This window comes from Pseudomonas sp. K2I15 (genome assembly GCF_002204795.1).
Classification (GTDB): Bacteria; Pseudomonadota; Gammaproteobacteria; order Pseudomonadales; family Pseudomonadaceae; genus Aquipseudomonas.
In genome coordinates this window covers 14,253-30,405 of sequence record NZ_NIXO01000022.1, presented here as the reverse complement: position 1 = coordinate 30,405, position 16,153 = coordinate 14,253, and the positions used below count along the sequence as shown (strand labels likewise).

At 59.7% G+C, this 16,153-nt stretch carries 18 protein-coding genes; 8 read left to right on the top strand and 10 right to left on the bottom strand.

The features are described 5' to 3' along the window. Positions 1–211: 211 nt before the first annotated feature. Together dusA and CEC48_RS31575 are read right to left on the bottom strand one after the other, a co-directional pair. The gene (dusA, locus tag CEC48_RS15205; protein WP_088424486.1) at positions 212–1,207 is read right to left on the bottom strand and encodes a tRNA dihydrouridine(20/20a) synthase DusA; all 996 of its coding nucleotides are present in this window, start codon (positions 1,205–1,207) and stop codon (positions 212–214) included. A gap of 105 nt (positions 1,208–1,312) precedes the next feature. Continuing rightward, positions 1,313–1,450 (bottom strand): hypothetical protein, encoded by a 138-nt coding sequence (locus CEC48_RS31575; RefSeq protein WP_176438721.1) that lies wholly within the window; start codon positions 1,448–1,450, stop codon positions 1,313–1,315. 247 nt (positions 1,451–1,697) lie between these two features. On the opposite strand from CEC48_RS31575, the gene CEC48_RS15200 reads away from it, so the two are divergent. Then, positions 1,698–1,919 (top strand): hypothetical protein, encoded by a 222-nt coding sequence (locus CEC48_RS15200; protein ID WP_088424485.1) that lies wholly within the window; start codon positions 1,698–1,700, stop codon positions 1,917–1,919. 101 nt (positions 1,920–2,020) lie between these two features. Here CEC48_RS15200 and CEC48_RS15195 read toward each other — a convergent pair whose 3' ends face one another. After that, positions 2,021–3,208: an MFS transporter gene (locus CEC48_RS15195; protein ID WP_087693663.1), complete on the bottom strand. Its 1,188-nt coding sequence runs from the start codon at positions 3,206–3,208 to the stop codon at positions 2,021–2,023. Between the two features lie 488 nt (positions 3,209–3,696). Here CEC48_RS15195 and mqo point away from each other — a divergent pair, with 488 nt between their 5' ends. After that, positions 3,697–5,343 carry a malate dehydrogenase (quinone) gene (gene mqo, locus CEC48_RS15190; RefSeq protein ID WP_088424484.1) on the top strand — a complete coding sequence of 549 codons (1,647 nt, stop codon included), beginning with the start codon at positions 3,697–3,699 and terminating at the stop codon, positions 5,341–5,343. Positions 5,344–5,439: 96 nt separating this feature from the next. Here the strand turns inward: mqo and CEC48_RS15185 are convergent, their stop codons facing one another. After that, the gene (locus CEC48_RS15185; protein WP_088424483.1) at positions 5,440–6,096 is read right to left on the bottom strand and encodes an NADPH-dependent F420 reductase; all 657 of its coding nucleotides are present in this window, start codon (positions 6,094–6,096) and stop codon (positions 5,440–5,442) included. 97 nt (positions 6,097–6,193) lie between these two features. Between CEC48_RS15185 and CEC48_RS15180 the strand changes: the two genes are divergently transcribed. Next, positions 6,194–7,090, top strand: coding sequence for a LysR family transcriptional regulator (locus CEC48_RS15180; protein ID WP_088424482.1), 897 nt, complete (start codon positions 6,194–6,196; stop codon positions 7,088–7,090). A 161-nt stretch (positions 7,091–7,251) separates the two neighbouring features. Next, entirely contained in the window at positions 7,252–7,581 is a 330-nt protein-coding gene (locus CEC48_RS15175) for a YXWGXW repeat-containing protein (protein WP_088424481.1), read from the top strand. Positions 7,582–7,596: 15 nt separating this feature from the next. Here the strand turns inward: CEC48_RS15175 and CEC48_RS15170 are convergent, their stop codons facing one another. From CEC48_RS15170 to CEC48_RS15160, 3 genes are all read right to left on the bottom strand, one after another. Beyond that, positions 7,597–7,971, bottom strand: a complete 375-nt coding sequence (locus tag CEC48_RS15170) for a hypothetical protein (protein WP_176438720.1) — start codon at positions 7,969–7,971, stop codon at positions 7,597–7,599. 79 nt (positions 7,972–8,050) lie between these two features. Continuing rightward, the gene (locus tag CEC48_RS15165) at positions 8,051–8,446 is read right to left on the bottom strand and encodes a PIN domain-containing protein (protein WP_088424480.1); all 396 of its coding nucleotides are present in this window, start codon (positions 8,444–8,446) and stop codon (positions 8,051–8,053) included. Further along, positions 8,443–8,757 (bottom strand): AbrB/MazE/SpoVT family DNA-binding domain-containing protein, encoded by a 315-nt coding sequence (locus CEC48_RS15160; RefSeq protein ID WP_088424479.1) that lies wholly within the window; start codon positions 8,755–8,757, stop codon positions 8,443–8,445. Before CEC48_RS15160 ends, CEC48_RS15165 begins: the two co-directional genes overlap by 4 nt. Before the next feature lie 98 nt (positions 8,758–8,855). On the opposite strand from CEC48_RS15160, the gene CEC48_RS15155 reads away from it, so the two are divergent. Next, a complete protein-coding gene (locus tag CEC48_RS15155; RefSeq protein ID WP_088424478.1) occupies positions 8,856–9,248 on the top strand; it encodes a RidA family protein in 393 nt (130 codons plus the stop codon). Between the two features lies 1 nt (position 9,249). Here CEC48_RS15155 and ppnN read toward each other — a convergent pair whose 3' ends face one another. Together ppnN and CEC48_RS15145 are read right to left on the bottom strand one after the other, a co-directional pair. Then, complete coding sequence (gene ppnN / locus CEC48_RS15150) at positions 9,250–10,623, bottom strand: nucleotide 5'-monophosphate nucleosidase PpnN (RefSeq protein ID WP_088424477.1); 1,374 nt, start codon at positions 10,621–10,623, stop codon at positions 9,250–9,252. A 147-nt stretch (positions 10,624–10,770) separates the two neighbouring features. After that, complete coding sequence (locus CEC48_RS15145; RefSeq protein ID WP_088424476.1) at positions 10,771–11,595, bottom strand: aspartyl/asparaginyl beta-hydroxylase domain-containing protein; 825 nt, start codon at positions 11,593–11,595, stop codon at positions 10,771–10,773. Positions 11,596–11,978: 383 nt separating this feature from the next. Between CEC48_RS15145 and fabV the strand changes: the two genes are divergently transcribed. Further along, positions 11,979–13,172 (top strand): enoyl-ACP reductase FabV, encoded by a 1,194-nt coding sequence (fabV, locus tag CEC48_RS15135; RefSeq protein WP_088424474.1) that lies wholly within the window; start codon positions 11,979–11,981, stop codon positions 13,170–13,172. Between the two features lie 157 nt (positions 13,173–13,329). Continuing rightward, positions 13,330–13,953, top strand: coding sequence for an HAD family phosphatase (locus CEC48_RS15130; protein ID WP_088424473.1), 624 nt, complete (start codon positions 13,330–13,332; stop codon positions 13,951–13,953). Here the strand turns inward: CEC48_RS15130 and CEC48_RS15125 are convergent. Beyond that, positions 13,950–14,855 carry a LysR family transcriptional regulator gene (locus CEC48_RS15125; RefSeq protein ID WP_088424472.1) on the bottom strand — a complete coding sequence of 302 codons (906 nt, stop codon included), beginning with the start codon at positions 14,853–14,855 and terminating at the stop codon, positions 13,950–13,952. The genes CEC48_RS15130 and CEC48_RS15125 overlap by 4 nt on opposite strands. A gap of 103 nt (positions 14,856–14,958) precedes the next feature. On the opposite strand from CEC48_RS15125, the gene CEC48_RS15120 reads away from it, so the two are divergent. Then, entirely contained in the window at positions 14,959–16,128 is a 1,170-nt protein-coding gene (locus CEC48_RS15120; RefSeq protein WP_088424471.1) for an aspartate aminotransferase family protein, read from the top strand. The last annotated feature ends 25 nt before the right edge of the window (positions 16,129–16,153 follow it).

The following is a 16,153-nucleotide window of genomic DNA, read 5'->3' as shown; positions in this document are numbered from 1 at the left end:
CCGGCCACTGCTGAATAGGAGGCCAAAACAGCCGTCAGGTTCAACCCGACTGCCCGATGACCGCTCCGATCAAACGCTGGGAGCTGCCTCGCCTGCGATAACGTCCCCACAGCCCCCCAATCCTCCTGACACACCCCCACCCAAAATGTGGGAGCGGGCTTGCTCGCGAAGGCGTCGTATCAGCCTCCAAATAAACCCACTGATACCCAACTCACCGCCCCTCCAACAACTCCCCCGCCTTATCCAGCAACGCCAGCGGATCACTGGCCTTATGAATATCTACCGACAACAACTGCCGAAACTTCCGAGCCCCCGGGAAACCCGTCCCCAGCCCCAGAACATGGCGCGTGATGTGGTGCATCGATCCACCTGTTGCCAGATGCTCGGCTATATACGGACGCAACTGCGCCAGCGCCTCGGCCCGGGTGATCGCCGGCGCGGTGCTGCCAAACAGCTGCTGATCCACCTCGGCCAGCACATACGGATTGTGATAAGCCTCACGGCCCAGCATCACGCCGTCGAACGTCTGCAAATGCTCCTGGCACTGCTCCAGCGTCTTGATCCCGCCGTTGAGAATGATCTCAAGCTCCGGGAAATCCTGCTTCAACTGCGCCGCCACGTCGTAGCGCAATGGCGGGATGTCCCGATTTTCCTTTGGCGACAACCCTTCCAGAATCGCAATCCGTGCATGCACGGTAAAACTGGTGCAGCCCGCGTCCTTCACCTGGCCGACGAAATCGCATAGCTCGGCATAACTGTCCCGGCCATTGATACCGATGCGGTGCTTCACCGTCACCGGGATCGAAACCGCGTCCTGCATCGCCTTCACGCAGTCCGCCACTAAAGCCGGGTGCGCCATCAGGCAGGCGCCGATCATGTTGTTCTGAACCCTGTCGCTTGGGCAGCCGACGTTGAGGTTCACCTCGTCGTAACCGGCATCCTGGGCCATACGGGCGCAGGCGGCCAGGTCGGCAGGGACGCTACCCCCCAACTGCAAGGCAAGTGGGTGCTCGGCTTCGTTGTGACGCAGGAAGCGTTCGTGGTCGCCGTGGAGGATTGCACCGGTGGTGACCATCTCCGTGTAGAGGAGGGCGTTTTTGGAGAGCAGGCGCAGGAAGTACCTGCAGTGTCTATCTGTCCAATCCATCATCGGGGCAACAGAGAAACGACGGGAGATCAATGGCGTTTGTGCTATGTGTAAGGACATTAGGGTCTGAGGTGGATAAGGCGAAGGGTGGACAGTTTAACAGGAATGGGTCTGGTCCCGTGGAGGTCAGTGCCAGAGCTTCAGTTGCCTTGGCACTGTTTCAGCCTATTTCTTCTTTTTGTCAGGCGCTTGAGTCAACGCTGAAGCCGCCACAGATTTTACATCCGGCGGAGTGCTTGGATCGGCCAGCAGCTTGGCTGCTTTTGAAGCGACGCTTTCACTGGTTTTTTCGTCTTTAGCCATTACTTAAGCATCCCTGTACGTAGATCGCAGGATCATCTGAATTGATGCCTGGTCGGCTTTAATATGTAGGGGCTAACTGTTGATATCGCCAATCAGAATATGTGCCGGGATAATTCGTCGCCAAAATGACATCAAGCTGAACCAACGCTGTCTCCCAGCAAAGTTTCATAATTCCTACAGGTATTGAGGCCTACGCTCGCTCCATAAGCGTGTATGCCCACGCCTCCTGCCCAAAGGGAACTGAAAAATGACCTCCAACCTCGTCAAAGTCGTGATGATTGCCGGCGTGTTGCTGTTGAGCGCTTGTTCGACGGGTTCGTCGGGCGAGAGCAGCGATCCTTGTTTCACCGGCGGATGCCAGGCCTTTGGTGACCATAGCCCCAGCAAAGCCGCCAAGATGAATTTTGGGGGCAGTGCGCTTGGGAGTAGTTATGGGGAGTATGGTTCGGGGTTGTTGCATGATGACTGACTGATCGGGGTGGGGCAGTCATCACTCAGTGACTGACCCACCGCTTTCGCGAGCAAGCCCGCTCCCACACTGGATCGTGGGCGGGCCTTGGAGGTGTGGCGTTAATGGCCTCCCTTCATGCGACGCGCAATCAGGTAGATGCCCAGGCCAACAAGTGCCGTAGCCGCGCCAATGTAGCCCGTACTGGTCCACCCATACCCCGCCGTAATCGCCATCCCGCCAAACCACGGCCCCAGCGCATTCGCCAGGTTAAACGCCGCGTGGTTGGACGCCGCCGCCAGGCTCGGTGCTTCATGAGCAATGTCCATCAAGCGGATCTGCAGCGGCGCGGCCATGGCGATCATGGTGCCGACCAGGCCAATGCCCAGCAGTACGCTCCACAGCGAGCTGGCGGCGAAGGTGAAGAAAATCAGCACGGCCATCGACCACACCATAATCCAACCCACGGCGCGAAATTGCAGGCGATCAAACAGTTTGCCGCCGGCGATGTTGCCGATGATGCCGCCTACGCCAAACGCGGCCAAACCGAATGGAATCCACTGTGGCGACACTTTGGTCACTTCAAGCATGGTCGGCGCCAAGTAGCTGAACACGCAAAACATTCCGGCAAAACCGATGGCGCCTATGGACAGCGCCATCCACACCTGCGGTTTGGTGAAGGCGCGCAGTTCTTTGCGCGGGTCGCTGCGGGGTTCGTCGTGGCGATCTGGTACGAATTGCCAGACCAGCGCGATGGTGCACAGGGCGATGGCGCTGACCAGCGCGAACGCCGAGCGCCAGCCCAGGTGCTGGCCGAGGAAGGTGGCGATGGGGTTGCCGAGCAACATGGCCAGGGTCAGGCCCATCATCACGCGGGCGACGGCGCCGGCGCGTTTGTCGTTCGGTACCATGCTTGAGGCGACCACGGCGGCGATGCCGAAGTAGGCGCCGTGTGGCAGGCCGCTGATGAAGCGGAAGGCCACCAGCGAGCCGAAGGTCGGGGTGAAGGCGGTGGCAAGGTTGCCCAGGGCATACAGGCCCATCAGCAGCAGGAGCATGTGTTTACGCAGCAGTTTGGCGCCGAGGATCGCCAGCAGCGGTGCGCCGACCATCACGCCCAACGCGTAGGCGCTGATGGCGTGGCCCACTTGCGGTTCGCTGAGGTTGAGGTTGTGGGCGATGTCGGGCATCAGGCCCATGATGGCGAATTCGCCGGTGCCGATCGCGAAGGCGCCCACGGCCATGGCAGCTTCCATTTTGGCGGCGCTGCGCGCGGGCAGCACGTGCCCGGGTGTTTGCTGGATAGTCATGGGTAACTCTGTTGAAGTGCACGAAGGACAGCCGCCGATGCTACGCAAGCAGCGGCGAAGGTGTCTAGAACAGCCTTTTTCAGCAGAGTTCAGTTTCATCAAACAGCCTGTGACGCCACGTCGCGCCTGCCAGGCTTGACACTGAGGCGTTAAAACCCGCGATTTAGAGCCGTCAATTGGCCAAACAGCGCATACCGGCCGTTTGCCGTGATATTCTGCGCGCCGTCTTGGTCTAGTCTTTCTCCGGTGCGTACACCCGTATACGTCCCGGCGGTTGGCTGTCGCCCAGGTAGCTGAAGCCAATAATGATAAGAAGTCAGCGCAGAAGGGACATAAAAGTGAGGTCGATACGTCGGCCTTGTGTGCCCACCCTGCGGTCCCCGAATGAATGTGCAAACCCCGCGGTGCGTTGCCTGGCGCAGCGTGATTGAGGGTTGCCCATGATCAGGGGCAGTGGGGCGGATGGCGTTCTATCATAGGTGCTACTGATGTTTAAAAAAGTAAACACTGCCCTGCTGGGGCTGGCTTTGTCGATGGGGATCACCTCCGTTCACGCGGAAGAGGCAAAGAAAGTCGATGTGCTGCTGATCGGCGGCGGCATCATGAGTGCGACCCTGGGTGTGTGGCTCAATGAGCTGCAACCGGATTGGTCGATGGAGATGGTCGAGCGCCTTGATGGCGTGGCCGAAGAAAGCTCCAACGGCTGGAACAACGCCGGTACCGGTCACTCGGCCCTGGCTGAGCTGAACTACACCCCGGAAGACAAGAACGGCAACGTTGAAATCCCGAAAGCGGTCGAGATCAACGAAGCGTTCCAGATCTCCCGTCAGTTCTGGTCCTGGCAGGTTCAGCAGGGCGTCCTGAAGAACCCGCGTTCGTTCATCAACTCCACTCCGCACATGAGCTTTGTGTGGGGCGATGACAACATCAAGTTCCTGAAGAAGCGTTATGAAGCGCTGCAAGCGAGCCCGCTGTTCGCCGGTATGCAGTACTCCGAAGACCCGGTGCAGATCAAGAAGTGGGTCCCGTTGATGATGGAAGGGCGTGACCCGAACCAGAAAATCGCGGCCACCTGGACCCCGATCGGTACGGACGTGAACTTCGGCGAGATCACCCGCCAGTTCGTCGCTCACCTGCAAACTACGCCGAAGTTCGACTTGAAACTGTCGAGCGAAGTGCAGGACATCACCAAGAACGCCGACGGTTCGTGGCGTGTCAGCTACAAGAACCTGAAAGACGGCACCAAGACTGAAACCGACGCCAAGTTCGTGTTCATCGGCGCGGGCGGCGGTGCACTGCACCTGCTGCAGAAGTCGGGCATTCCTGAAGCCAAGGAATACGCTGGCTTCCCTGTGGGCGGTTCGTTCCTGGTCACCGATAACCCAACGATTGCCGAGCAGCACCTGGCCAAGGCCTACGGTAAAGCTTCGGTTGGCGCACCGCCGATGTCGGTTCCGCACCTGGACACCCGCGTGCTGGATGGCAAGCGCGTTATTCTGTTTGGCCCATTCGCAACCTTCTCGACCAAGTTCCTGAAAGAAGGCTCGTACCTGGACCTGCTGACCAGCACCACCACCCACAACATCTGGCCAATGACCAAAGTCGGTATTCGCGAATACCCACTGGTCGAGTACCTTGCCGGCCAACTGATGCTGTCGGATGACGACCGCTTCAAGGCGCTGCAAGAGTACTTCCCGAACGCCAAGAAAGAAGACTGGCGCCTGTGGCAAGCCGGTCAGCGTGTGCAGATCATCAAGCGTGACGAAGAGCAGGGCGGCGTCCTGAAACTCGGTACCGAAGTGGTCAGCTCCGCCGACAACACCATTGCAGGCCTGTTGGGTGCATCGCCAGGCGCGTCCACCGCGGCTCCGATTATGCTGACCGTGCTGCAAAAAGTGTTCAAGGAACAGGTTGCTTCCCCTGCCTGGCAGGAAAAACTGCACCAAATCGTGCCTAGCTACGGCACCAAGCTGAACGACAGCCCTGAAGCTGTTGCTAAAGAATGGGCCTACACCGCCAACATTCTGCAGCTGACACCGCCGCCAGCGATTCCGCAGCTGACTGCTCCAAAAGCCACCGAGGCTGCAAAGCCTTCGGCTGAGCCGAGCAAGCCAGCTTCTGACCTCGCGCTGTAAGGCGTTGGTGAGGTCCTGATTCAGGACCAAGCCGATGTAAAAAGCCCGCTGAACCGGTAACGGTCAGCGGGCTTTTTGTTGGCTTTACGAGGGCATTTACCAGTGACCGGCGGGCAACTCGACTTGCCGCTCTGCCGCCGCCAAGGCCGCCTTCAGGCCCTCTTTATCCAGAGGTATGCAGTACGCAGGCTTGGCTCGTTCAAACCGCCAGCTTTCATCCAGCCCGCCGGCATCCACCGCGTCGAATCCGATCTCGTCCAGCAACGCAATCACTTGCGCCTTGGCTGCCGGGTCATCCGCAGCCACCGGGAGCGCACGCCGGTCGGGTGCGCCGCTGCTGCGAGCATCCTGGGTCAAGTCCGGCGCCAGGATCGCGTTGAACACTTTCACCACATTCGACTGTGACAGGTGCTCGGCCACCAACCGGCTGGTGGTGGTTTCAAAGCGGTCGAGCACGGGAATGTGGCCGTCACGATTCGGGTAGTAGTTGTTGGCATCCAGCACTGTTTTGCCTTCCAGCCACTGCGCCGGCACGCTGCGGTAATGCTCGAACGGAATGGCCAGCAATACCAGTTCGCCAAATTGCGCCGCGTTCTGCGCGGTGCCCACTTGAACCCCACGAATGCCACTCAGCACGCTGCTCATGGACTGGGGGCCACGGGAGTTGCTCAACATCACTTCATGGCCGGCGGCCAACGCCAACTGCGCAACGGCGCGTCCGATAAAGCCTGCTCCGATGATGCCAATTTTCATGTCGGTGCTCCTTTGTTGAGAGAGCCGTTATGATGATTGGCTACTGGATGAGGATAAATGGCCGTTTTGGTCTTGGTGTTGTTACTGGGAGTAGTGAATGATGGACCGCCTTTCAAGCATGAGTGCCTTTGTGATGGCGGCCGAGCTTGGGTCCTACGCTCGTGCGGCCGAGCGCCTGGAGATGTCGCCGCAGATGGTGGCCAAGCATGTGGCGGCCCTGGAGCATCGGCTGGGCGCGCGTTTGCTCAACCGCACCACGCGTCGGCAAAGCCTGACGGAGCTGGGCAGCGCGTACTACGAGCGCTGCAAACATATCCTGGCGGAGGCAGAGGCGGCAGATTCCCTCGCACAGATCATGAATGACACGCCGCGAGGCAAACTCAAGGTCAGCGCGCCCGTGACCTTTGGCTCCTACAGCCTGATGCCGCTGGTGACCGAGTTTTTGCGGGACAACCCCGAGGTAGAAATCGACCTGCACCTGACCGACCGGTTTGTCGACCTGGTGGAGGAGGGCTACGAAGTGGCGTTCCGCATCGGCCCTCTGGCAAGCAACAGCCTCACCGCCAGGCCGCTGCAGCAGTACCGCTTGGTGGTCTGCGCCGCACCGAAATACCTGGCCGAACGCGGCACGCCACAGACGCCCGCAGACCTTGAGCGCCACGAGTGCCTGGGGTACGCCTATTGGTCACGCCCGGTTGATCGCGAATGGTCGTTCTATCAAGGCTCTATCTTGCACAAGGCGCAGGTCGCCAGCCGTCTGCACGTGAACGAAAGCCGGGCCCTTATGTCTGCCGCGCTGGATGGTTTCGGGATTGTCTTGGGGCCTGAAGACTTTTTACGCTCGGCGTTGAACAGCGGCGAACTGGTGCGCTTGCTGCCGGACTTTGAAGCGCCAAGCCGGCAGATGCATTTGCTCTACACCGCGAACCGCCAGCGCACGGCCAAGCTGCGGCGATTTGTCGACGCGGTACTGCGGCGTTTTGGCCCGCAGTGATCCAGAGCCAGTTTTTCTTTACCTACAGTCCGCTCGTGGGTTCAGCAACCTGACAGTTGGCACCTGTTAAAAAGTCTTATAGCCAAGCAGGAGCGCGGCTGGAACAAGGGGGTATTTTTTTACCGATGTAAACGCTGGGCGGTGACGCCCGAGGATTCTTTATGTTGTTACGTTATGCGGCATTGGCGGCTCTGGTCGTCGCGGCTTCCGGGTGTGTAGAGGAGCGGGTCGTGCATGATCGACGACCGGTGCAGCGTGAATATGTAGAAGTCGTCGCGCCGCAACCGCCGCCGGTGCAGGTCATTGAGGTCGAGCCCGAAGGGCGGCCAGGCTACCTGTGGTCACGCGGTTATTGGCGTTGGGAAGGCGGGCGTTATATGGCGGTGCATGGCCACTGGGAGCCGGAGCGCCCAGGCTATCGCTACGTGCATCCGCATTGGGTACAGCGCAATGACGGCTATCACTGGCAGGGCGGCGGTTGGGTTCGCTGACCGTATTGCTATCGTTTAAATCGGCTTCCTGGTACCCAGGAGCCGAACTTCCCTGAGCAGCGCCGCGCCCAATTGGCCGGTGCCAAGCTCCTTGTAACCCACGGCTTTTACATCACCGTTCTCTTCCGCCTGGATGAGGATTACCGGTGTTTCCTTTCGTGTGCCTTCGTCGACATGCATCGCATATTGCGGGATATCCAGCTTGATCGGCGTACCTGCCGCCTTGCCTTTCACATTGATCAGAAACGCCGCACAACCGGCATCCACATCCTGGCTGTTGGCGGAGCGCCCGCTGACGAAGCAGGTATCGGGCAGGTCGGGCCAGGTGATGGCTTCGGCGAGGGTCAGTGGGGACGTGAATGCCAGGCCGGCGAGAAGAAGCGTGCGCACGTTGGTTTTATCTCTGGATAAAGTCGTTAACGGTATTTTCTACCAAAGCCTTTACGTTGCTGCAACGCAACGCAGCGTCTCAGGTCAGCCGACGCATGCCTGTGGCCTTGGCTGCGTTGACGTCAAATGTCGCCGTATATTCACATCCCGCTGCGTGGGCACAGCGTTCAATCAGGCAGTCGGCGAAATCGGCCTTGGTGCTTGTGAATCGCCGCAGTGCTTGCCAGATAACTTCGGCGTGCTCTACAGTCAGTTCCCGGGTGCGTAGCAGCGTCTCCAGGACCGCAACCACTTCGCTCTTGGCTGACTGGTAGCTGGACTGCAGGACCCATACCAACTCCACCACTGAAACCAGGCTGACAAAACCCGGCGAGGCAGTGGTGAGTGATTCGATCAGCCTGGATGCCTTTGGCGATTGAACGGGATCATCCTGGGTGACGTAGCGCACGAGCACATTGGTATCCAGTCCGATCATCGTGCTTTTGCTCCCTGTGCAGCGATGGCCAGGTTCATTTCTTCGATGCTGACAGGCTTGGCGGGCTTGCGGATCAACCCCTTCAGGTCCAGCACGGTTTTGCTGGCCGCGATGATGGCGAATTTGCCATCCTCCATTTCGATAAATTCGACCCGGTCGCCAGTGTCCAGCCCAAGTGCGGCCCTAACTTGAACAGGGATGGTTATTTGGCCTTTTGACGTGAGTGTGGCGGTAGCCATGTTGAAAACCTCTAGCGTGATACTCCTTACCTTAGGGTAAGGAGTATTAGAGGGCAAGATCCATTGGTCCATAGGTTACTCATTTGGCATCGGTGGGTCGGAACAGGTAAAACGATAGTTCGAACTACCCCCGTCGGCACGCCTGAAACCCGACTCAAGAGATACAACATATGACCGACCGCCACCTCATCATCCCCACCTCCATGCACCCTATCGTCGAACGTGCCGGCTACGTCCCTGCCGTAAAAGTCGGCAAGACCCTGTACTGCGCAGGCCAGGTCGGGCGCACGGAAAACCTGGAAGTCATCACCGACCCCGAGGCGCAATTCATCGCAGCCTGGGAGAGCCTGCGGCGGGTATTGGAGGAAGGGGGTTGTACTTTCGAAGACGTGGTCGACATGACCACCTACCACGTGAACATGAGCGAACACATGGCGGTTTTCCGTGAAGTGAAAAACCGCCTGTTCCCCCGAGGGCTGTGTGCCTGGACGGTCATTGGCGTATCAGAACTGGCCAACCCAGGCTTGCTGCTGGAGATCAAGTGCGTAGCGGTTCAGCGCTGACTCACTGCACCACGCGGTAGCACGGCACGTACGCAGCGCCGCCCGGCAGTTTCATCCGGTGCTGCTCCACAAACGCCTTCAGCAATTCATCCAGCGGTTTCATGATCGCCGGGTCGCCATGGATCTCATACGGCCCGTTCTGCTCGATCAGGCGGATGCCCTTGTCCTTGACGTTGCCCGCCACGATCCCCGAGAACGCCCGGCGCAGGTTGGCTGCCAGTTCATGGGGCGGCAGGGCGTGGCTCAATTGCAGGCTGGCCATGTTGGCGTGGGTCGGGTCGAACGGGCGCTGGAAGCCTTCGTCGATCTTCAGCAGCCAGTTGAAGTGGAACGCATCGTTGCGCTCACGGCGGAACTGTTTGACCGCTTTCAAACCGGCGGTCATCTGCCGTGCTACTTCAGCCGGGTCGTCAATGATGATCTGGTAGTGGGCCTGGGCCGCTTCGCCCAGGGTCGCGCCGACGAACGCGTGCAGTTGTTGCAGGTACGGCGCCGCATGTTTCGGCCCGGTGAGGATCACCGGGAACGGTACGTCGCGGTTGTCCGGGTGCATCAGGATGCCCAGCAGGTACAGGAACTCTTCGGCCGTACCGGCGCCGCCCGGGAAGATGATGATGCCGTGGCCGACGCGCACAAAGGCTTCGAGGCGCTTTTCGATGTCCGGCAAAATCACCAGCTCATTGACGATCGGGTTCGGCGCCTCGGCGGCGATGATGCCCGGCTCGGTCAGGCCCAGGTAGCGCCCGCCGGTAATGCGTTGCTTGGCGTGGGAAATGGTCGCGCCCTTCATCGGGCCTTTCATCACGCCGGGGCCGCAGCCGGTGCACACGTCGAGGCTGCGCAGGCCCAGTTCGTGGCCGACTTTCTTGGTGTATTTGTATTCTTCGGTATTGATCGAGTGCCCGCCCCAGCACACCACGATCTTCGGCTCGACGCCCGGGCGCAGGGTGCGGGCGTTGCGCAGCAGGTGAAACACGTAGTCGGTGATGCCCTGGGAGCTGCTCAGGTCGATGCGCTGGCTGTCCAGTTCGTTTTCGGTGTAGACGATGTCACGCAGGGCGCTGAACAGCATCTCACGGGTGCTGGCGATCATTTCGCCATCGACGAAGGCGTCAGCCGGGGCGTTCAGCAGTTCCAGGCGTACGCCGCGGTCTTGCTGGTGGATGCGTACTTCGAAGTCTTTGTAGGCGTCGAGGATGGTCTTGGCGTTGTCGATATGCGCGCCGGTGTTGAGGATGGCCAGGGCGCATTGACGGAAGAGGGTGTAGATGCTGCCGGTACCGGCTTCGCTCAGTTGCTGGACTTCACGTTGCGACAGCGTTTCAAGGCTGCCTTTAGGGCTTACGGAGGCATTGATGACTTGTCTTTGGGGCATTCTGATTCCCTGAAAGCACAGCCACCGGACCATACATGGCCAGTGGCTTGAGGATAGTGCGCGCCGTTTTCGGTCGCGTTGGACTGGTATTTTCCTCGGCGCTGGAGCCGAGCGCAAACACCGTCGCGCACCATCATGCCGCAGAAGTTACTGAATCAGCTTCCAGTTTTTGTAGAAAAACCGTCGCAAGGTAAAGACCGCTCCGGCAAAGCCTGCGATCAGGCCGTTAAGCACGGACGGCACCAGGGTCGGCCGCACGATATCGATGAACAGGCAGTAGCGCTTGGCGTCGTTTTTGTTGAAGGAGGCGTGCATCAGCGTGTCATCGAAGATAAACAGCGGGTCATCGTGCCAGTAGTGCTTGTGCTTGCCGACCTGGATGTAAACGCCATCGTGATGGGGCGCCGGTGCCATGTTGTAGAGCACCCGGAACATCATGCGCAGCGGGCCGAAGTGAAACGAAGTGGAACGGTTTTCATTGAATACCGATACGCCAATGGTTTTCACGTAGGGCAGTTTTTCCCGCAGTTGCGGGATATCCAGGGTCGTCTCGATCGGGCGGCCGTACCATTGGAAGAACAGCATGCCGCGTTTCTTCTCGGCCATGCGCTCATCGAGGTACTGGATGATTTCGTCTTTGTTGGCCATGGCGTCGTCGATGACCTTTTGCAGGTCTTCGCGCCAGGCTGGCGGCAGGTCGTTCATTTTGTAAACGTGGCGATTGCGCTGGCTCAACAGGTCAAACAGCGTGTTGAACGGCGCCAGCAGCCAGGTATTACGGCCGTTGCCGATGAAGTACTTCTTGATGGTGGGGCCGTCGTACAGGCCATTACGCAGGAAGTCATACAGCCCGCAGAATACCACCAGCAGCAGAAACACCAGGGTGATGCGCGGGAAGCAATAGATGAACAGCAATACACCTAGGACCCAGGCGGCGGACGCCAGGCGTTTGCGAATGACACTCTTACTCATGAAACCAGGCTCCATCAGGCGGCTTTCGATCGCTTCAAATCGCCCGATGCTAGGCTGGCAGGGCCAGACAGATGAGCGTCAATTCCTGTGGCAGGGCGCCGGAATCGAAACATATCGAAATAATATCGCCATCATAAGGGGTTATTCCTCCGCCGGGCGGTTTAAATATTGCGAAATTGTGAAGAGCGGGCACAATTTTTTACCGTTGTCCCTCTAAACCCCGTCGGTTGTGAGCCGGATCAAACGCTTGGCGGATAGCATTTTGTGAACAGAAGATTTGCGACTATCGTGACGCTTCGGTTTTCCGGACGTCTATGATCCGTACGATTGACGCTGTAATGGCCACCATTGGCCTTCGGCACCTTGGAAGAGGCAGAAATTTTATGATCATCAAACCGCGGGTTCGTGGCTTTATCTGTGTGACCGCTCACCCGGTTGGCTGTGAAGCGAACGTCAAAGAGCAGATCGACTACGTGACCGAGCACGGTGCCATTGAAGGCGGCCCGAAAAAGGTGCTCGTCCTCGGGGCTTCCACCGGCTACGGCCTGGCTGCGCGCATCAGCGCTGCCTTTGGTTGCGCCGCCGACACCCTGGGCGTGTTTTTTGAGAAAGAAGGCGAAGAAGGCAAGCTCAGCTCTGCCGGCTGGTACAACAGCGCCGCCTTCGAGAAGTTTGCACTGGAAAAAGGCCTGTACGCCAAGAGCATCAATGGCGATGCGTTCTCCGACGAGATCAAGCGCCTGACCATCGAAACCATCAAGAAAGACCTGGGCAAGATTGACCTTGTGGTCTACAGCCTGGCCGCGCCACGCCGCACCGACCCGCAAGGCGTGGTACACACCTCCACCCTGAAACCGATCGGCAAGGCCGTGACCCTGCGCGGTATCAACACCGACAAGGGCGTCGTGGTCGACACCACTCTTGAACCGGCCACCCAGGAAGAAATCGACGGCACCGTGAAAGTCATGGGCGGCGAAGACTGGCAGCTGTGGATCGACGCCCTGCGTGACGCCGACGTATTGGCCGAAGGCGCCAAGACCACCGCGTTCACCTACCTCGGCGAGAAGCTGACCCAGGATATTTACTGGAACGGCTCCATCGGCGAAGCCAAGAAGGACCTGGACAAGAAAGTCCTGACCCTGCGCGACAACCTGGCTGCACTGAAGGGCGACGCCCGTGTGTCGGTACTCAAGGCCGTGGTTACCCAGGCAAGCTCGGCGATCCCGATCATGCCGCTGTACCTGTCGCTGCTGTTTAAAGTGATGAAAGAGCAGGGCACCCACGAAGGTTGCATCGAGCAGGTCTACGGCCTGTTCAAGGACAGCCTGTATGGCAAAGAGCCCAAGCTCGACGCCGATGGCCGCCTGCGTGCCGACCTCAAGGAGCTTGAGCCGAAGGTTCAGGACGCGGTCGCGGCGCTGTGGAATCAGGTTTCCGACGACAACGTCAACGAGATCAGCGATTTTGCCGGCTACAAGGCGGAGTTCCTGCGCTTGTTCGGTTTTGAGATCGACGGCGTGGACTACGACGCTGACGTCAATCCGACCGTGAAGATCAAGGGCCTGGTTCAGGCTTAAGCGCTTCGGTTAAAGAAAAACGGCCTTTCGGGGCCGTTTTTTTTGGCCGGTGAAAACCCGAGTCTCAGAACGGTCCTACGCGTCGTCGCGTGCCTGCTATCGGCCTGGATATGCCAAACTCCGCCTCCTGTCATATTCAAGCTAACGGAGGATCTTCATGACGATTCGTGCAGTAGTTTTTGATTTCGGCGGTGTCCTGTTCGACTGGAACCCGCACCATCTCTACCGCCAGTTGATTGCCGACGACCGTCAACGCCAGCAGTTCCTGGACACGGTCTGCACCCAGGCCTGGAACACCGAGCAGGACGCCGGCCGCAGCCTGGCCGAGGCGACCCGCACGCTGATTGCCGAACACCCGCAGCACGAACCGTTGATTCAGGCGTATTACGACCGCTGGCACGAGATGCTGCGTGGCGCGCTGCCTGAGGGCGTGGCAATTCTGGAAGCGTTGCATGAGGCCAGGATGCCGCTGTTCGGGCTGACCAACTGGTCTGCCGAGACGTTTCCCTACGCCCGGGCCAACTATCCATTCCTGCAGTATTTCCGCGACATCGTGGTATCCGGCGAAATCAAACTGATCAAGCCCGACCCTGCGATCTACCACGCCAGCCTGGCGCAGGTGCGTGCCCATTTGCCGGATATCAAACCGGCTGAAGTGGTGTTCATTGATGACGTGGCCGGCAATATCGAGGCGGCTATTGCCCTCGGTTGGCAGGGGATTCACCACGTGTCTGCCGGGCAGACCCGCGAACGCTTGCTTGAGCTGGGGGTGAACCTCTAGCGCGCCCACTTCTCCATGACGAAATCCACAAACGCCCGCAGTTTGGGCAGGCGATAGCGGTCCTGGGCGTATAGCAAATGCATGGGCCGGCTGGGCAGTTGGTAGTCCGTCAGCAAGGCCACCAGTTTCCCGGCCCGCAGGTCGGGTTCTACCAGTGCGTCAGGCAGCATCACGATGCCCATGCCTTCCACGGCTGCCTGGCGCAAGGCCTGTGAACTGTTGATGGTCAACGAGCCGGAAACGGGAATTTCCACTTCGCCCTCTGCGCCGCGCATTCGCCATAGTTTGTCGGCATTGCGCCAATCGTCGGTCGCGGGGTAAGCGAACGCCAGGCAGTCATGCTGCTTTAAATCATCGGGGAATTGGGGAGTGCCACGCCGCGCCAGGTAATCCGCAGAGGCGCAGAGGGTGATGGTGTAATCCTGCATCGGTCGGGCAATCAGGCTTGGAGCGTCCAGCTCGCCCAAGCGGATGGCCACGTCGAAGCCACTGTCGACCATGTCCATCCGCTGATTGCTCAGCACCACGTACAGCTTGATCTGTGGATAGCGCAGGGAGAATTCGCTGAGTGCCGGTGCCAGGCGTTCGGTGCCAAAGGCCGGTGGCGCGGTGATCCGCAGCAGGCCCTTGGGCACGTCGCTGTTGGCTTGTTCGGCCATCTGTTCGGAGTCGGCCACCAGCCCCAGCACTTCCAGGCAACGCTGGTAATAAAGCCCGCCAAACTCGGTCAGGCTTTGCTTGCGCGTGGTGCGCTTGAGCAGGCTGACCCCCAGGCGTTGCTCCAACGCGCGCAGGTGATTGCCGACCATGGTGGTGGACATGCCGCACGACTGCGCCGCCGCCGTCATGCTGCCGGCTTCCACCACTTTCACGTACACGGTCATCGCCTGGAATACATCCATTATCAAGCCTTGGTTTAAAGTGATTGCAGTGTTGTGCAGTTTATCCAGTCGGGGTGGCTAACGATACTGGTGCCATCACTACGATGCACTGGAGCCTGATGCCATGACCGCCGCCTGCCTGATGACCACTTATCAACCTTCGCCCCTGAGCTTTACCCGTGGCCTTGGCACGCGGCTGTGGGACCAGCAGGGCCGCGAATACCTCGACGCCGTGGCGGGTGTGGCAGTGACCAACGTTGGTCACTCCCATCCACGGTTGGTGGCTGCCATCAGTGAACAGGCCGGTTTGCTGCTGCACACCTCCAACCTCTACAGCATCGACTGGCAGCAGCGCCTGGCCCAGCGCCTGACCCAACTTTCAGGGCTGGACCAGGCGTTCTTCAACAACTCCGGTGCCGAAGCCAACGAGACGGCGCTGAAGCTGGCCCGGCTGCATGGCTGGAAGAAGGGTATTGAACAGCCGCTGGTGGTGGTGATGGAGAATGCCTTTCACGGGCGCACCTTGGGCACCATGTCGGCCAGCGATGGGCCGTCGGTGCGGCTGGGGTTTCAAAAGTTGCCAGGGGACTTTATTAAGGTCGGCTTCGGCGACGTGAAGGCGCTGGAGGCCGTGACCCGCGAGTTTGGCGCGCGGATTGTCGCGGTGCTGCTGGAGCCGATCCAGGGTGAAAGCGGCGTGCAAGTCGCACCGCCTGGCTATCTGAAAGCCTTGCGCGAGCACTGCACCCGGCAAGGCTGGTTATTGATGCTCGATGAGATCCAGACCGGAATCGGCCGCACCGGCCGCTGGTTTGCCTTCCAGCATGAAGGCATCGTGCCCGACGTGATGACCCTGGCCAAAGGCCTGGGCAACGGCGTGCCGATTGGCGCATGCCTGGCCCGGGCCTCCGTTGCGCAACTGTTCACCCCCGGCAGCCACGGCAGCACCTTCGGTGGCAACCCGCTGGCCTGCCGCGTGGGTTGTACGGTGTTGGAGATCATCGAAGAGCAAGGCTTGCTGGACAACGCGGCGCAACAGGGCGAGCGGCTGCTGGCGCGCCTGCGGGTGGAATTGAGCGAGCATCCTCAGGTGCTGGCGATTCGCGGGCAAGGGCTGATGATCGGTATCGAACTGGCGACGCCTCACCGCGACCTGGCCCAGCGTGCGGCGCATGAGCATGGCCTGCTGATCAACGTCACGCGGGGCAAGATCATTCGCCTGCTGCCGCCGTTGACCATCGATGCCAAGGAAGTGGAGATGATTGTGCGCGCGCTTTCCCGGCTGCTGGACTGAACACGGATAAGGCTGACGCGGAGCG

Bases quoted from the DNA above. Each gene is read 5' to 3' on its own strand.
- CEC48_RS15145 (WP_088424476.1), bottom strand. From the start codon at position 11,595: ATGAGTAAGAGTGTCATTCGCAAACGCCTGGCGTCCGCCGCCTGGGTC.
- CEC48_RS15130 (WP_088424473.1), top strand. From the start codon at position 13,330: ATGACGATTCGTGCAGTAGTTTTTGATTTCGGCGGTGTCCTGTTCGAC.
- dusA (WP_088424486.1), bottom strand. From the start codon at position 1,207: ATGTCCTTACACATAGCACAAACGCCATTGATCTCCCGTCGTTTCTCT.
- CEC48_RS15200 (WP_088424485.1), top strand. From the start codon at position 1,698: ATGACCTCCAACCTCGTCAAAGTCGTGATGATTGCCGGCGTGTTGCTG.
- CEC48_RS31575 (WP_176438721.1), bottom strand. From the start codon at position 1,450: ATGGCTAAAGACGAAAAAACCAGTGAAAGCGTCGCTTCAAAAGCAGCC.
- CEC48_RS15175 (WP_088424481.1), top strand. From the start codon at position 7,252: ATGTTGTTACGTTATGCGGCATTGGCGGCTCTGGTCGTCGCGGCTTCC.
- mqo (WP_088424484.1), top strand. From the start codon at position 3,697: ATGTTTAAAAAAGTAAACACTGCCCTGCTGGGGCTGGCTTTGTCGATG.
- CEC48_RS15120 (WP_088424471.1), top strand. From the start codon at position 14,959: ATGACCGCCGCCTGCCTGATGACCACTTATCAACCTTCGCCCCTGAGC.
- CEC48_RS15160 (WP_088424479.1), bottom strand. From the start codon at position 8,757: ATGGACCAATGGATCTTGCCCTCTAATACTCCTTACCCTAAGGTAAGG.
- CEC48_RS15125 (WP_088424472.1), bottom strand. From the start codon at position 14,855: ATGGATGTATTCCAGGCGATGACCGTGTACGTGAAAGTGGTGGAAGCC.
- CEC48_RS15165 (WP_088424480.1), bottom strand. From the start codon at position 8,446: ATGATCGGACTGGATACCAATGTGCTCGTGCGCTACGTCACCCAGGAT.
- CEC48_RS15180 (WP_088424482.1), top strand. From the start codon at position 6,194: ATGATGGACCGCCTTTCAAGCATGAGTGCCTTTGTGATGGCGGCCGAG.
- fabV (WP_088424474.1), top strand. From the start codon at position 11,979: ATGATCATCAAACCGCGGGTTCGTGGCTTTATCTGTGTGACCGCTCAC.
- ppnN (WP_088424477.1), bottom strand. From the start codon at position 10,623: ATGCCCCAAAGACAAGTCATCAATGCCTCCGTAAGCCCTAAAGGCAGC.
- CEC48_RS15195 (WP_087693663.1), bottom strand. From the start codon at position 3,208: ATGACTATCCAGCAAACACCCGGGCACGTGCTGCCCGCGCGCAGCGCC.
- CEC48_RS15155 (WP_088424478.1), top strand. From the start codon at position 8,856: ATGACCGACCGCCACCTCATCATCCCCACCTCCATGCACCCTATCGTC.
- CEC48_RS15185 (WP_088424483.1), bottom strand. From the start codon at position 6,096: ATGAAAATTGGCATCATCGGAGCAGGCTTTATCGGACGCGCCGTTGCG.